Source organism: Janthinobacterium sp. HH106 (assembly GCF_001758725.1).
Lineage (GTDB): Bacteria > Pseudomonadota > Gammaproteobacteria > Burkholderiales > Burkholderiaceae_D > Janthinobacterium.
The window spans coordinates 19,479-33,354 of record NZ_LRIC01000027.1; the positions used below are offsets into that span (position 1 = coordinate 19,479).

Consider the following 13,876-nt stretch of genomic DNA (forward strand, 5'->3'; position numbering starts at 1 on the left):
ATGGATATTCCCGCCCTGCTGGCCCACTTGCCGGCGCGCCTGTCGGCCATCTCCATCTATTGGGCGACGCGCGCGCCCGACGCGCCCGCGCTGCATGAAGCTGGCCGCAGCTGGACCTACGCCCAGCTGCAGCACAGTGTGGACAGCACCGCGCAGCTGCTGCGCCAGCTGGACGTGCGCGCCGGTGACCGCCTGATGGTGGTGGGCGAGAACTGCGCGCTGCAGGTGGCGCTGATTTTTGCTGCCGCCAGCATCGACGCCTGGATCGTCAACGTCAATGCGCGCCTGTCGGCGCGCGAGATCGACACCATCGCCGCGCACAGTTCGGCGCGGCGCGTGCTGTTCCTGGCCGGCGCCTCGCCGGAAGCGGCCGCGCATGCGGCGCGTCTGGGCGCGGCCAGCGCCACGGTCGACGGCATGGGCGAGCTGCTGGCGGGCGACTTGAACGAGGCGGCCATCGCGGAAGACACGGTGCCCGGCAACGAACAGGTTGCCGCGCTGATCTACACGACGGGCACCACCGGGCAGTCGAAGGGCGTGATGCTCACGCACCGCAACCTGCTGTTCATCGCCGCCGTCTCCAGCACCCTGCGCGGCCTGACCAGCAGCGACCGCGCCTACGGCGTGCTGCCGATTTCGCACGTGTACGGCCTGGCCTCGGTGGCCCTGGGCACCCTGTATGCGGGCGCCGCACTGTACCTGGTGCCGCGCTTTTCCGTCGACGGCCTGCTCTCGGCACTGAGGGACGATGAACTGACCATCGTGCAGGGCGTGCCCGCCATGTACGCCAAGCTGCTGCAAACCCTGGGCGGCGCCGATACGCCGCTGCCCACGCGGCTGCGCTTTGCGTATGCGGGCGGCTCGCCGCTGGCGCCGTCGCTCAAGCGCGACGTGGAAAAGCTGCTGGGCACCGCGCTGCACAATGGCTACGGCATGACGGAAAGCGCCCCCACCATCAGCCAGACGCGCCTGGAAACGCCGCGCCGCGACGATTCCGTGGGCATGCCGATCCCCGGCGTGGAAGTGCGCGTGGTCGACCTGGCCGGCCAGGACGTGACGCCGGGCCAGCCGGGGGAACTGTGGATACGCGGGCCGAACATCATGGCCGGCTATTACCGCGAACCGGCCATGACGGCGGCCACCATGCGCGACGGCGGCTGGCTCAATACGGGCGACATGGCGCGCCAGGACCCGGACGGCGCCCTGTTCATCGTGGGCCGCACCAAGGAACTGATCATCCGCTCCGGCTTCAATGTGTATCCGCTGGAAGTGGAAACGGCCCTGAACGCCCACGCTTCCGTGGTGCAGTCGGCCGTGGTCGGGCGCACCCTGGCCGATGGCAACGAGGACGTCATCGCCTATGTGGAGCTGGACCCGCGCCAGCCCGCCAGCGTGGCAGAATTGCAGGCCTGGCTGGCGCAGACCCTGTCGCCGTACAAGTGCCCGTCCGCCATCATCGTCATGGAAGCGCTGCCGGCAGCCGCCACGGGCAAGATTTTAAAGGGGCAGCTGCGGCAAATGGCGCAGAATGCACGATAAGTTGACCATGTAGTAGCAGACCCGACAATAAAACCAAGCCACATCACCGGAGGAGACACGATGAAACGCACCTACACACGCATCGCCATGGCAGCGCTGGTTGCCAGCGCCTGGATGGCACAGGCCAGCGCCGACGAATTCCTGGTCGGCGCGGAAATCCCGCTGACGGGCAACCTGGCGCGGGTCGGCGCCGGCATGCAGGAAGGGATCATGGTCGCGGCCGAGGTATTCAACAAGACCAACGGCAAGCACACCATCAAGATCATCACCGTCGACGACGAATCGGCGCCCGCCAAGGCCATCGCCGCCGTGGAAAAGCTGGCCAGTCAGGGCGTGGTGGCCATCACGGGCGGCTATGGCTCGAACAATATTTCGCCCGCCTCGGACACGGCCAATAAACTGGGACTGGTCTACATCACCTCGGGCGGCGTGGACGACAGTCTGGTGGCCAGCGGACGCAAGAATTTTTTCCGCATCAATAACACGGCCGGCTACGAAAAAGCCATGCTGGGACTGCTGCAGGATGTGGGCGCCAAGTCCGTCTCCATCGTGTATTCGACCAAGGATGCCACCACGGGCCTGGCCAAGGACGTGGAAAAGGCCCTGGCGGCCAAGGGCGTGAAGGTGACGACGCACTCGTTCGACCCGGCCATTACCGACTTCAAGCCCATCATCAACAAGATCAAGCTGCAGGATAAATCGGAAGTGGTGGCCATGGTCGGCTACGAAAACGACTACGTGGGCATCATCCGCGCCGCCCGCGTGCTGAAACCGAAGATCAAGGCCATGGTGGGCGTGTGGTCGCTGGCCACGCCGAAGATGGCGGCCGACTTCCCCGACCTGATGCCGAACGTCTTCGGCACGGCCCTGCTGCCCTTCCCGACGGAATTCAAGACGGCCGACGGCAAGGCTTTCAGCGACGCCTACAAGCAGCTGTACAAGAAGGAGCCGGACTACCTGGGCCAGTTCGGCTATGTGCAGTCGATGCTGCTGTTCGAAGCGATCGCGCGCGCGGCCGACAAGGGCACGCTCAAGAAAGGCGGCGTGGCCGACGAGATGCGCAAGACGGACCGCGAAACCCTGATCGGCCGCGTGCAGTTCGCCGCCAACGGCGACAACCAGAACTTCGTGCACCGCATGGCGCAGCACCAGGACAAGAAAGTGGTGATCGTCTGGCCGAAGGAACACGCGACGGGCAAGCTGAACTATCCTGCCCTGCCCTGGTAAGCAGCCTCCCGCTGCACACGCGCGCGCCCGCCGGGCGTGCACCGATGAACGGCGGTCCTGGTGCCTCTTCGCGATGCGCCTGGGCCGCCTGACGGGATGACGATATGACAGAATTAATCTTGCAAGCCCTGTATTCGGGCTTGCTGCAGGGCGGCTCCTACGCCCTGATCGCACTGGGACTGGCGCTGGTCTTCGGCACCATGAAAGTGATCAACCTGGCGCACGGCGAACTGGTGCTGCTGGCCGCCTACATCGCCTACAGCGTGGAATCGGGCCTGGGCCTGGGGCCGATGTTCGCCATTCCCATCGCGCTGGTGATCGTCAGCCTGACGTCCGTGGGCGTCTACCTGATCGTCAGCCGCATCAAGAAGGACCGCGAAATCAATTCGCTGATCCTTACCTACGGCATCGGCGTGATACTCACCAACTTCATTTTGCTGGTATGGAAGGCCGACATCCGCTCGACCTCGTCAAGCTGGCTGCAGGAAGGCTTCGAGATCGGCCCGTTTTTCAGCATGCGCAGTGAAGTGATTTTCTTTGGCGTCAGCCTGGTGCTGATGGCGGCCCTGTGGCGCTGGCTGTCGACCAGCTGGTATGGCCGCGCCGTGCGCGCCGTGTCCAGCAACCGCGACGCGGCCAAGCTGATGGGCATCGATCCGGGCCGCACGGAACTGGTCTCGTTCCTGGTCGCCGGCATCCTGGCCGCCTTTGCCGGCGTCGCTTTGTTCAGCTATGGCGTGATCCAGCCTGCCTACGGCGGCGCGCTGACGGTGAAAGCCTTCATCATCACGGTACTGGCCGGCATCGGCTCGATTCCCGGCGTGCTGCTGGCCGCCGTGCTGCTGGGCGTGGCAGAAGCCTTGACCGTCACCCTGGCCAGCTCCGCGCTGCAGGAATTGTCGGGCATGGTGCTGTTCCTGCTGGTGCTGTTCATCATGCCCAACGGCCTGTTCGGCGCACAACGGAGGCGCGGATGAAGCGCTCGACTTTGATTTCCACGGCAGTCCTGCTGCTGGCCGCGTATGTCGCCGTGCCGCTGGCCCTGGGCGCCAACCAGTATGTGATGAGCATGGTGGTGGCGGCCCTGATCATCGGCGGCGTGGCCATGTCCTGGGCCCTGCTGGGCAATTTGGGCGGCATGGTCAGCTTCGGCCATGCGGCATTCTTCGGCGTGGGCGCGTATGTCTCCGCGCTGGCCACCGTGAAACTGGGCTTGCCCGTGTTTGCCGCCATGCTGCTGGGCGGCGCGGGCGCGGCCATCGCCGCCGTCATCATGCTGCCCGTGCTGCGGCTGCGCGGGCCGTATTTTGCGCTGGCCATCCTCGCCTACGCCCACATCTTCCGCATCCTGGCCACGGAATGGAGTGCCGTGACGGGCGGTGCCGGCGGCATCAACAATATCCCGGCTTTACCCACCGTCTTCGGTTTTGATTTGGCCAGCAAGACGGGCGCCTACCTGGTGGTGCTGACCCTGGTGGTGGCGTGCGCCTTTGCCTACAGCCGCATCCGCGCCAGCCACTACGGCATCGCCCTGCGCGCCATGCACGACAGCGAGGACGCCACGCGCGTCGTCGGCGTCAACAGCACCTTGCTGAAAGGCGCGATGCTGCTCGTGTCGGCCTTCATGGCGGGCCTGTTCGGCGCCTTCAACGCCCACTACATCAACTTCCTCGAGCCCGACTACGCCTTCAACAGCCTGTGGGTGACCTTGCCGATCGTGGCGGCCATCTTCGGCGGCTACCGCACGATACTCGGCCCCGTGCTGGGCGCCGTCGTGGTCTACCTGGTCGACCAGCTCATTTTCAAGTCGCTGATCCCCACGGGCCACCAGCTGGTGCTGGGCGTGCTGCTGGTGGCGATGATCGTCTTCAGCCCGAACGGCTTGCTGCCGCTGCTGAAAAAAGCACTGGGTAAGGAGAAAGCACATGCTTGAACTCGATAATGTGTCCGTGCGCTTCGGCGGCCTGACGGCCGTCGATTCTGTCACGTTAAAAGTGGGCAGCCACGACGTGATCGGCCTGGTGGGCGCGAACGGCGCCGGCAAGACCACCCTGTTCAACGCCATTTCCGGCCTGGTGCGCCCCACCGGCGGCAGCATCCGCTTCGAGGGACGCGACATCATGGCCACGCCCATGTACCAGCGCGCGCGCCTGGGGCTGGGCCGCACCTTCCAGATCCCGCAGCCGATGCATGAATTGACGGTGCGCGAAAACCTCGTCGTGGCGCAGCGCTTCGGCACGGGCAAGGTGGACATGCGCAAGATCGATGAAATCCTCGATTTCACGAGCCTGGCGGACAAGGCGCAGCGCGACGCGGCAAGCGAACTGGCGCTGACGGAATTGAAAGCGCTGGAAGTGGCCAAGGCGCTGGCCACCAATCCGAAACTGCTGCTGTTAGACGAAGTGCTGGCGGGCCTGGAAACGAACGGCAAGCGCCGCTTCATGGGCATGCTCAAGGACTTGCACGCCGCCTTTGGCGTGGGCATCGTCATGATCGAGCACGATATCGAAACCATCAGCAATCTGTGCCAGCGCGTGGCCGTGCTCAATTTTGGCCAGCTGATCGCCGACGGCACGCCCGATTGCGTCTTCCGCGATCCGGCCGTCATCGAAAGCTATACGGGAGCAGCGCATGCTTAACATAGAAAATCTGCGCGCCGGCTATGGCGCCATCAATGTGCTGTGGGATGTGTCGCTCTCGATCCAGAAGGGCAAGCTGACCACCATCATCGGCCCGAACGGGGCCGGCAAGACGACCCTGCTGCGCGCCATCATGGGCCTGCTGCCCGTGGACGCGGGCAGCATCGCGCTCGACGGCACGCCCATCAACGGCACGCCCACCTGGAAGATGAGCGATGCACGCGTGACGATGATCCCGGAAGGCCGCATGACGTTCCGCGACATGAGCGTGGAAGAAAACCTGATCATGGGCGCGTTTCCGAAGGAGCACCGCAGCCACATGCCGGCGCGCCTGGCCGAAGCCTACGCCATGTTCCCGCGCCTGCACGAGAGGCGCCGCCAGCTGGCCGGCTCGCTCTCCGGCGGCGAGGCGCAGATGCTGGCGATGGCGCGGGGATTGATGTCGGATCCGTCGTTATTGATCATCGACGAGCCGTCGCTGGGCCTGGCGCCGCTGGTGGTCAACGAGCTGTTCGAGATCCTCGCGCGCCTGAACGACGGCAAGCGCACCATCATTTTAGTGGAGCAGAACACGGCGCGCGCCGTCGGCGTGGCCGATCACGTCTACCTGATGCAAAGCGGTAAGGTGGCGCTGTCGCAGGCGGCGGTTGATGTCGACCTCGAACATCTGCATGCGCTGTATTTTGCACGCTGAGCGGCATGGCCGCCGCCGAGGTTGAGCGGCCTGCGGCCATCACTCCTCATCGTCGTCCTCGTCGTCGTCGGCCAGCTTGTCAAACACCTGCAGCTCGGCCTTGCTCAGTCCCGTCATCACGAAGGGATCATCGGCAGGAAAGCGGCCGGTATCGAGCAGCATGCGCAGCTTGCTCAAGCGCTCGCCCAGCGCCAGCGCCTGCGCCTGCGGATCGGCATCGGCTTGCCCCACCTGAGCGATCGCGCGGGTGACGGACACGGGAAACTCCCATAATTCCGCGATCCGTACCGACAAGATGCGCGCTTGCGCAAACACCTGGGCAATGAAGGCGTCCGATTGCGGAAAGGCATCGGGCGCATGCATCTGGTCGATCAGCCGGAAGGCCACCACCAGGCCGACATTGGCCATCAGTCCCGCCAGATACGCGTCGAAGGCGTTGGCCTGCATGGCCGGCGCGACCAGGTTGGCCGCCAGTGCACATTTCTCGGACTGGCGCCAGATCAGCGGCGCCGTGCGTATGGTCAGGCCGCCGCTTTGCATGCTGACGATGGGACGGAAGGCGACGCGGGCGAGCAGCATGCGCATGCCGTTTTGCCCGAGCAGCATGATGGCGCCTTCCATGTTGTTGATCGACGGGCTGGCGTTGTAGCGCGAATGGTAGCGGGGCCGGTTCGCTTCGCGGTAGACCTCGGCGACCAGCAGTACGTCCTGGGCCAGCTGGGCCGACAGCTTGGCCGCGCTCATGTTTTCATCTTGCAAGGTACGCATCAACTGGGGAATGATGGCCGGAATGCGCGGTATCAGCGCAGCGCCAGCGACCGGTTCACGGACCAGGCGCGCCAATTCGTCCAGAATCTGCTGTTCCGCCTCCGCCGGCGCCTGCGCCGAACCGGCGGCCGCCAGCCAGCGGTAGTAAATGGCATCGATTTCGGTGATGGTGGCCGGCTGCCGTGCCGCCTCGGGCGCCGCCGCTGCCGTGAGGTGCGCAGCCTTGTCGCCGCCGCTCAGTAATTTTCCTATCCAACCCATTTTATTCTTCCAGCCCTATGTGCATCACTATCGCGAAATCCGCCCCGCGATTTTACTTGATGACAGCGGCGCCGGTGCGGCGGGCGTGAGCGCTTTGTCCACCTGCCGCAACATGCTAAAGTAGCATGACATGCCCCCTGTCCTGCCTAACAAGCGATCCATCATGAACAATCCACTTGCGCACTACATCACCAGCCAGGCGTACAACAACGCCTGGGCCAACCACCGCCTGCTGAAAGCGTGCGGGCAGCTGACCCGGGCCGAGTTTCAGGCCACGCGCGTCAGTTTTTTTCCCACCATCCAGTTCACCTTGAACCACATCCTCACATGCGACTGGTTTTATCTCGACGCGCTCGAGCGCGAGATGCGCGGCGAAGCGCCCCATCCCGACTGCTACGTCTTCTTTGCACAGGATGAACCGTTCACCGATTGCGCGGCCCTGCACGCGGCGCAGCGCGCATCGGACCTGCGCCTGATCGCCCATTGCCGCAGTCTGTGCGACCTTGACTTGGCGCGGCCCGTGACGATCTTGCGCGACACGCCGCAAGTCGACACGCGCCAACGCCTGCTGGCGCATGTGTTCCAGCACCAGATCCACCACCGGGGGCAAGTGCACGCCATGCTGGCAGGCACGCGCATCGCGCCGCCGCAGCTCGACGAATTCTATTGCGCCGGCGAAGCGGACGAGCGGGCGCAGGATTTTCTGGAACTGGGCTGGACGGAAGACGAGGTGTGGGCAGAACGCTGAGTTACTCCTCGCCGTGGCAGCAGACGCACAGCTTGTTGCCGTCGAGGTCACGGAAGTAGGCGCCATAGTAATTATCGTGGTAATGGGGGCGCAAGCCTGGCGGCCCCTCGCACACGGCGCCCAGCGCCAGCACGGCCTGGTGGCAGCGGTCCACCTGCGCGCGGCTGGCCGCCAGCAAGGCCGTCATCTGGCCGTTGCCGGACGTAGCCGGCAAGCCGTCGTGCGGCGCCGTCAGCACGAACAGGGGACGCGGCGCCTGCCGCGCCATCCAGCCCGCCCAGGGCTTGGCCGGATCATGAAATTTTTCGATCAGGTCGAGTTCTCCCAGCAAGGCCGTATAGAAGGCGTAGGCGCGGGGAAAGTCGTTGGTGCCGAGGCAGAGATGGGACAGCATGCTGCTCCTTCATGGTTAGAAACGGGTGTGCGGCGGAATGCGCCAGCTGATTATAATGGCGCATCTCTTTCGGACCAGATCCCATGCCAGACATCGACCGCCTCCAATTGTCCCCTCCGACCAGCGCCGACCTCTGCGCCTTGCTCGCCTTCGAGCTGGAAAACCGCGCCTATTTTGAATCCTGGGTCACGGCCCGGGCGCCGTCCTACTATAGCGAGGAAGCCATCGCCGCCGCCATCGAGCAGGCGCAGCGCGAGCGCGAGCAGGACCGCGCCTACCAGTATCTGGCCAGGCTGGACGGACAGATCATCGGCAGGGTCAACCTGACGGCCGTCACGCGCCCGTATTTCAACAAGGCAGCGCTCGGTTACCGCATCGGCGAACGATTCGGCGGACGCGGCTACGCCACGCGCGTCGTGGCCCTGCTGCTGGAAGAAGCGTTCGGTCCACTGGAACTGTGGCGCCTGGAAGCGACGGCGCGGCCGCAAAACCTGGGCTCGGTCGCGGTCATGCAGCGCAACGGCTTTCACCAGTATGGGCGCTCGGAAAAAGCCATGCATTTCCAGGGCGCCTGGTCGGACTTGCTGTATTTTGAACGGCGCAACGAGCACGCCGGCATGGAATAAAACCGAGCAGTTGCTCTATTGTGAGGCCGCTTCTGCCCTGATGTTATAAAATAGGCAAATATCACATTCAGGGAACAATATGCACAATACAGATAAAAAAGCCTACCTCGTCGGCGGCGGCATCGGCTCGCTGGCCGCGGCCGCCTTCATGATACGCGACGGCGGCATGCAAGGCAGCAACATCACCATCTTCGAAGCGGCGCCCGTGACGGGCGGCAGCCTCGATGGCGGCGGCAATGCCGAGGATGGCTACACCTTGCGCGGCGGGCGCATGCTGACCACCGACAATTACGAATGCACGTGGGACTTGTTCAAGAGCATCCCCTCGCTCGAGCATGCGGGCCAGAGCGTCTACGACGAAACCATCGCCTTCAACGAACGGCATATTCCCCACTCGCGCGCGCGCCTCGTTGACCGCAACCGTTTCAAGGTCGACGTCAGCAGCATGGGCTTTTCCATGCAGGACAGGCTGGAACTGCTGAAGCTGACGGAAGCCGATGAAGACGTCCTGGGCAGCAGCGCCATCACGGACTGGCTCTCGCCCGCATTTTTCGACACCAAGTTCTGGACCATGTGGGCCACCACGTTCGCCTTCCAGCCCTGGCACAGCGCCGTCGAGTTCAAGCGCTATCTGCACCGTTTCATGATGGAGTTTTCGCGCATCGAGACGCTGGCCGGCGTCAAGCGCACCGTCTACAACCAGTACGATTCGCTGGTGCGTCCGCTGGTCGCGTGGCTGCAGGAGCAAGGCGTGAACGTCATCATGGATTGCGCGGTAACCGATATCGAAGTGCAGGAATCCGAAGGCCGCCTGAGCGCCACCGCCATTGCCTGCCAGCGCCGCGGCATGGCCGACGTGATTCCTGTCGCTGCCGGCGACCTGGTCTTTTTCCAGAATGCCTCGATGACGGATGCATCGAGCTATGGCAGCATGCACAGCGCGCCGGCCAAGCGCACGAAGAACGACAGCCACGGCTGGCGCCTGTGGGAAAAGCTGGCCGAGGGCCGCCCGCAACTGGGTCGCCCCGCCGCCTTCAACAGCAGCATTCCCGAATCGTACTGGGCCTCGTACACGGTCACCCTGAAAGACAGCGCCTTCTTCGACAGGATGGAACAATTCACGGGCAACAGCGCGGGCACGGGCGGCCTCGTCACCTTCAAGGACAGCAACTGGTTCATGTCCATCGTGCTGGCGCACCAGCCCCATTTTGCGGGCCAGCCCGAGGGCGTGCAAGTGTTCTGGGGCTATGCGCTGCACCCCGACCGCATCGGCAACTTCGTCGCCAAGCCCATGTCCGACTGCAGCGGCGAGGAAATCCTGCGCGAGCTGTGCGGCCATCTGAATTTCGACCTCGACATGATGGCCACGGCCAACTGCATTCCCTGCCGCATGCCCTACATCACCAGCATGTTCATGCCCCGCGCAAAAAGCGACCGCCCGCTGCCCGTGCCGGCCGGCTCCGTCAACCTGGCCTTCGTGAGCCAGTTCGTGGAAATCGCCGACGATGTCGTGTTTACCGTGGAATACTCGGTGCGCGCGGCGCAGACGGCCGTCTACCAGCTGCTCGGCGTGCAGCGCGACGTGCCGGCCATCCACGCGCACGACAAGTCGCTGAAGGTCAAGCTCGATGCCGTCATCAAGGCCTTCACATAAGCCCATTTTCCCGCGCCAACGTCGTTTTCATCCTATCGGGCGCGCCTTTGTGACAGCGCAAAGCACGGCGATATCGGACTGATAACGTCAAGGTCCGGGAATCTTCCCTACCTTGCCAAGTCCAACATGAAACTGCGGCTACGCCTGTTCGAACATGTGCTGCTGGTGCTGGCCTTGGCCCTCGTCATCTTTGCCGCCGCCATCGTGCTGGCACGCATGACGCAATGGGCGGAAGCGCAGGAATTGCCCGCCTACCTGATACAGGGCATGCACCTGGTGGGCAAGGTGCTGTTTTTCCTGGACGGTTGCATCGTTATCGCCGTCAGCAGCATCCTGGCCGCCCGGCTGTTCCGCATGCTCACCAAGGAGGATGTATGAAGCACCTTCATTACCTGTTCACGCTCCGGCATCCGCGCCGTTTCTGGTGCAGCGCCCTCGTCATCGCCGTGGCCTCGGCCATCGTGCTGGGTCCCTGGCTCGACAGCATTCCATGGCTGGTGGCGATCCCCCTCGTGGCCGGCGGCCTGCTGGTGGCGCTGGGCGAACTGTGGGATGAAATGCATGGCAAGCGCCTGCCGAACGGCAACGACGACACGCAAGCGCCGTGCCGCCATCCCTGATGGCAGGCATGGTGATGCATGCACGCAACAGCGGTCACGCCATCGGCCCCGCATGCGCTGGATTTAAGACTGGCTTCAGCCTCGCCGTGCATCGTGCATAGGACGCCAGCAGCAATGGCGCCTCCCTACACCATCACGGGCACAGCCCAGCGAAAGAGCCGACATGAGCACATGGATGCGCGCCAACAAAGGTTTTTTGATGTTTCTCCTGCTGTTCGGCGTGTTCCGCACGGCCGTGGCGGACTGGAATCCCATCCCGTCGGCGTCCATGCGCCCCAATCTGCTCGAGGGCGACGTGGTCTTCGTCAACCGCCTCGCCTTCAACCTGAAAGTGCCGCTCACCGACATCGTGCTGCAGCGCCTGGGCGAACCGCAGCGGGGCGACATCGTTACGTTTTCCTCGCCGAAAGACGGCACGCGATTGATCAAGCGCATCATCGCCCTGCCCGGCGACACGGTGGAAATGCGCAATGAGCAGCTGGTCATCAATGGCCAGCCGGCCCAGTACACGGCGCTCGACACGGCGCCCGAAACCATCGCCCACGTGGGCCAGCTGACGGCGCAGCGCATCAGCGAGCGCAACGCGACGGAGCAGCACCGCATCCAGGTCTTGCCGCAAATCGCCGGTGCGGCGCGCAGCTTTGCTCCCGTGACGGTGCCGCCCGACCATTTCCTCATGCTGGGCGATAACCGCGACAACAGCGCCGACTCGCGCTATTTCGGCTTCGTGCCCCGCGCATTGCTGATCGGCAAGGCCGAGCGCATCCTCGTCTCGGCCAATATCGAGGAGCATTGGCAGCCGCGGCTGCAACGTTTCGGCATGAAGCTCGAGTAAACCTCGCCCTCGCAACGGCGCCGCGCTTTTCGGTTAGCATGGCGCATCATGCACAACTTTCCTTCATCCAGCCAGCAGCCCGCCAGCGACGATCCCGCCCTCGAGCAGCTGGCACAGTTCCTGCGGCGCCATCCCGACGTGCTGCTGCTGACGGGCGCGGGCATCAGCACGGCGTCCGGCATACCCGCTTACCGCGACACGGAAGGCGTGCGGCGCGGCAATGCCCCCGTACAAGGCCCCGATTTTCGCCGCCAGGAAGCCGTGCGCCGCCGCTACTGGGCGCGCAGCATGGTGGGCTGGCCGACCCTGGCGCGCGCCATGCCGAATCCCGGTCACCTGGCCATCGCCCGGCTGGCCCAGCGCCAGTGCATCGGCGGCCTCGTCACGCAAAACGTGGATGGCCTGCATCAGCAGGCAGGCAGCGCCGCCGTCACGGAGTTGCACGGCAGCATACATGGCGTGATCTGCCTCGATTGCCGGACCCGCCATACGCGCCGCCTGATCCAGGATCAGCTCGAACGCGACAATCCCCGGATGCTGGGCGCCACGGCCACGCCGGCGCCCGACGGCGACGCCTTGCTGGAGCCGTCCCAGCTGGCCGCCTTCCACGTGCCGGTGTGCCCCCGCTGCGGCGGCACCCTGCAGCCCGACGTGGTGTTTTTCGGCGATGGCGTACCCGCCGCCTGCGCGGCCGAAGCCGAAAGCAAGATGCATGCGGCCAGCGCCCTGCTGGTGGTGGGTTCGTCCGTCATGGTGTATTCGAGCTTTCGCCTGTGCCGCATGGCGGCCGAGACGGGCAAGCCCGTGGCCGCCATCAACATGGGCAAGACGCGCGCCGACCATTTGCTGGCATTCAAGACCGATGCCCCGGCACAAGACATCCTGCCTGCATTAGCGGCCATGCTGGGCTGATCCCGTGCCGGCCCCGCACCGCTCTGGCTATACTGTGCAATTAACGAGGAGAATTCATGCTGGAACTGTTGAGTGAACACGCCTGTTTTGGCGGCGTACAACGCTTTTATCGCCACGACGCGCAAGCCATCGGCTTGCCCATGCGTTTCTCGGCCTTCATTCCGGACACGGCGCCAGGCAGCGCCGTCACCACCAAACGCCCCGCCCTGTTTTACCTGGCAGGCCTGACTTGCACGGAAGAAACGTTCATGATCAAGGGCGGCGCGCAGCGCGTGGCGGCCGAGGAAGGCTTGATCCTGATCGCCCCCGACACCAGCCCCCGTGGCGCCAACATCGCGGGCGAGACGGATGCCTGGGATTTCGGCGCGGGCGCCGGCTTTTACGTGGACGCCACCGAGGCGCCCTGGAGCCGCCACTACCGCATGTACAGCTACATCCTGGAATTGCGCGCCTTGCTGGAACAGGAACTGGCGATCGATGCGCAACGCACGGGCATTTTCGGCCATTCGATGGGAGGCCACGGCGCGCTGGTGCTGGCCCTGCGCAACCCCGCACTGTTCCGCTCCGTCTCCGCCTTCGCCCCCATCGCCGCGCCGAGCCAATGTCCGTGGGGCAAGAAAGCGTTTACGGGCTACCTGGGCAGCAACGAAGCCAACTGGCAGCCGTACGACGCCAGCGCGCTGATGCGCGGGCTGCAGGGCCGGCCGACACTGTTCCCCGAAGGCATCTTGATCGACCAGGGCCTGGCCGACAAATTCCTGCCCGAGCAACTGTTCCCCGAGGTGTTCGAAGCGGCATGCCGCGACGCCGGCCAGCCCTTGCGGCTGCGCCGTCATGCCGGCTACGACCACGGCTATTACTTCATCGCCAGCTTCATGGAAGAGCACGTGCGCTTCCATGCGCGGAACTTGCGCGCCCTTGGCTGAAGCACTTGCCTGATGCCCTTGCCTGATGCACTT

Annotated in this window: 16 protein-coding genes; 14 read left to right on the forward strand and 2 right to left on the reverse strand. The window is 64.6% G+C overall.

From position 1 onward, the window contains the following. The 6 genes from JAB8_RS12175 to JAB8_RS12200 all read left to right on the forward strand — a co-directional run bounded on the left by JAB8_RS12175 (window position 1) and on the right by JAB8_RS12200 (window position 6,099). Entirely contained in the window at window positions 1–1,539 is a 1,539-nt protein-coding gene (locus JAB8_RS12175; protein WP_070289687.1) for an AMP-binding protein, read from the forward strand. Window positions 1,540–1,599: 60 nt separating this feature from the next. Next, window positions 1,600–2,766, forward strand: a complete 1,167-nt coding sequence (locus tag JAB8_RS12180; RefSeq protein WP_070218214.1) for an ABC transporter substrate-binding protein — start codon at window positions 1,600–1,602, stop codon at window positions 2,764–2,766. 104 nt (window positions 2,767–2,870) lie between these two features. Beyond that, window positions 2,871–3,743, forward strand: coding sequence for a branched-chain amino acid ABC transporter permease (locus JAB8_RS12185; RefSeq protein ID WP_035817692.1), 873 nt, complete (start codon window positions 2,871–2,873; stop codon window positions 3,741–3,743). Then, window positions 3,740–4,699: a branched-chain amino acid ABC transporter permease gene (locus JAB8_RS12190; protein ID WP_070289688.1), complete on the forward strand. Its 960-nt coding sequence runs from the start codon at window positions 3,740–3,742 to the stop codon at window positions 4,697–4,699. The genes JAB8_RS12185 and JAB8_RS12190 overlap by 4 nt, the downstream gene beginning before the upstream one ends. Further along, on the forward strand, window positions 4,692–5,405 hold the full coding sequence (locus tag JAB8_RS12195; RefSeq protein WP_070289689.1) for an ABC transporter ATP-binding protein: 714 nt from the start codon (window positions 4,692–4,694) through the stop codon (window positions 5,403–5,405). Before JAB8_RS12190 ends, JAB8_RS12195 begins: the two co-directional genes overlap by 8 nt. Continuing rightward, window positions 5,398–6,099, forward strand: coding sequence for an ABC transporter ATP-binding protein (locus JAB8_RS12200; RefSeq protein ID WP_070289690.1), 702 nt, complete (start codon window positions 5,398–5,400; stop codon window positions 6,097–6,099). Before JAB8_RS12195 ends, JAB8_RS12200 begins: the two co-directional genes overlap by 8 nt. 39 nt (window positions 6,100–6,138) lie before the next feature. On the opposite strand, the gene JAB8_RS12205 is transcribed toward JAB8_RS12200, so the two are convergent. Continuing rightward, window positions 6,139–7,128, reverse strand: coding sequence for an HDOD domain-containing protein (locus JAB8_RS12205; RefSeq protein WP_070289691.1), 990 nt, complete (start codon window positions 7,126–7,128; stop codon window positions 6,139–6,141). A 163-nt stretch (window positions 7,129–7,291) separates the two neighbouring features. On the opposite strand from JAB8_RS12205, the gene JAB8_RS12210 reads away from it, so the two are divergent. Further along, window positions 7,292–7,876 (forward strand): DinB family protein, encoded by a 585-nt coding sequence (locus JAB8_RS12210; protein WP_070289692.1) that lies wholly within the window; start codon window positions 7,292–7,294, stop codon window positions 7,874–7,876. A 1-nt stretch (window position 7,877) separates the two neighbouring features. Here JAB8_RS12210 and JAB8_RS12215 read toward each other — a convergent pair whose 3' ends face one another. Then, window positions 7,878–8,270, reverse strand: coding sequence for a VOC family protein (locus JAB8_RS12215; protein WP_070218220.1), 393 nt, complete (start codon window positions 8,268–8,270; stop codon window positions 7,878–7,880). Between the two features lie 83 nt (window positions 8,271–8,353). On the opposite strand from JAB8_RS12215, the gene JAB8_RS12220 reads away from it, so the two are divergent. The 7 genes from JAB8_RS12220 (at window position 8,354) to fghA (ending at window position 13,843) form a co-directional block, all read left to right on the forward strand. Then, entirely contained in the window at window positions 8,354–8,896 is a 543-nt protein-coding gene (locus tag JAB8_RS12220) for a GNAT family protein (RefSeq protein ID WP_070218221.1), read from the forward strand. A 79-nt stretch (window positions 8,897–8,975) separates the two neighbouring features. Further along, window positions 8,976–10,550: an oleate hydratase gene (locus JAB8_RS12225; protein WP_070218222.1), complete on the forward strand. Its 1,575-nt coding sequence runs from the start codon at window positions 8,976–8,978 to the stop codon at window positions 10,548–10,550. Window positions 10,551–10,676: 126 nt separating this feature from the next. Then, window positions 10,677–10,928, forward strand: a complete 252-nt coding sequence (locus tag JAB8_RS12230; RefSeq protein ID WP_070218223.1) for a hypothetical protein — start codon at window positions 10,677–10,679, stop codon at window positions 10,926–10,928. Then, entirely contained in the window at window positions 10,925–11,170 is a 246-nt protein-coding gene (locus tag JAB8_RS12235) for a hypothetical protein (protein ID WP_070289693.1), read from the forward strand. The genes JAB8_RS12230 and JAB8_RS12235 overlap by 4 nt, the downstream gene beginning before the upstream one ends. A 163-nt stretch (window positions 11,171–11,333) precedes the next feature. Next, on the forward strand, window positions 11,334–12,005 hold the full coding sequence (lepB, locus tag JAB8_RS12240; RefSeq protein ID WP_070289694.1) for a signal peptidase I: 672 nt from the start codon (window positions 11,334–11,336) through the stop codon (window positions 12,003–12,005). A 48-nt stretch (window positions 12,006–12,053) separates the two neighbouring features. Beyond that, window positions 12,054–12,917: an NAD-dependent protein deacetylase gene (locus JAB8_RS12245; RefSeq protein ID WP_070289695.1), complete on the forward strand. Its 864-nt coding sequence runs from the start codon at window positions 12,054–12,056 to the stop codon at window positions 12,915–12,917. A 56-nt stretch (window positions 12,918–12,973) separates the two neighbouring features. Continuing rightward, the gene (gene fghA / locus JAB8_RS12250; protein WP_070289696.1) at window positions 12,974–13,843 is read left to right on the forward strand and encodes an S-formylglutathione hydrolase; all 870 of its coding nucleotides are present in this window, start codon (window positions 12,974–12,976) and stop codon (window positions 13,841–13,843) included. The last annotated feature ends 33 nt before the right edge of the window (window positions 13,844–13,876 follow it).

Excerpts from the sequence above, each read along its gene's own strand:
- JAB8_RS12175 (WP_070289687.1), top strand. The coding sequence starts at position 1 with ATGGATATTCCCGCCCTGCTGGCCCACTTGCCGGCGCGCCTGTCGGCC.
- JAB8_RS12180 (WP_070218214.1), top strand. The coding sequence starts at position 1,600 with ATGAAACGCACCTACACACGCATCGCCATGGCAGCGCTGGTTGCCAGC.
- JAB8_RS12185 (WP_035817692.1), top strand. The coding sequence starts at position 2,871 with ATGACAGAATTAATCTTGCAAGCCCTGTATTCGGGCTTGCTGCAGGGC.
- JAB8_RS12190 (WP_070289688.1), top strand. The coding sequence starts at position 3,740 with ATGAAGCGCTCGACTTTGATTTCCACGGCAGTCCTGCTGCTGGCCGCG.
- JAB8_RS12195 (WP_070289689.1), top strand. The coding sequence starts at position 4,692 with ATGCTTGAACTCGATAATGTGTCCGTGCGCTTCGGCGGCCTGACGGCC.
- JAB8_RS12200 (WP_070289690.1), top strand. The coding sequence starts at position 5,398 with ATGCTTAACATAGAAAATCTGCGCGCCGGCTATGGCGCCATCAATGTG.
- JAB8_RS12205 (WP_070289691.1), bottom strand. The coding sequence starts at position 7,128 with ATGGGTTGGATAGGAAAATTACTGAGCGGCGGCGACAAGGCTGCGCAC.
- JAB8_RS12210 (WP_070289692.1), top strand. The coding sequence starts at position 7,292 with ATGAACAATCCACTTGCGCACTACATCACCAGCCAGGCGTACAACAAC.
- JAB8_RS12215 (WP_070218220.1), bottom strand. The coding sequence starts at position 8,270 with ATGCTGTCCCATCTCTGCCTCGGCACCAACGACTTTCCCCGCGCCTAC.
- JAB8_RS12220 (WP_070218221.1), top strand. The coding sequence starts at position 8,354 with ATGCCAGACATCGACCGCCTCCAATTGTCCCCTCCGACCAGCGCCGAC.
- JAB8_RS12225 (WP_070218222.1), top strand. The coding sequence starts at position 8,976 with ATGCACAATACAGATAAAAAAGCCTACCTCGTCGGCGGCGGCATCGGC.
- JAB8_RS12230 (WP_070218223.1), top strand. The coding sequence starts at position 10,677 with ATGAAACTGCGGCTACGCCTGTTCGAACATGTGCTGCTGGTGCTGGCC.
- JAB8_RS12235 (WP_070289693.1), top strand. The coding sequence starts at position 10,925 with ATGAAGCACCTTCATTACCTGTTCACGCTCCGGCATCCGCGCCGTTTC.
- lepB (WP_070289694.1), top strand. The coding sequence starts at position 11,334 with ATGAGCACATGGATGCGCGCCAACAAAGGTTTTTTGATGTTTCTCCTG.
- JAB8_RS12245 (WP_070289695.1), top strand. The coding sequence starts at position 12,054 with ATGCACAACTTTCCTTCATCCAGCCAGCAGCCCGCCAGCGACGATCCC.
- fghA (WP_070289696.1), top strand. The coding sequence starts at position 12,974 with ATGCTGGAACTGTTGAGTGAACACGCCTGTTTTGGCGGCGTACAACGC.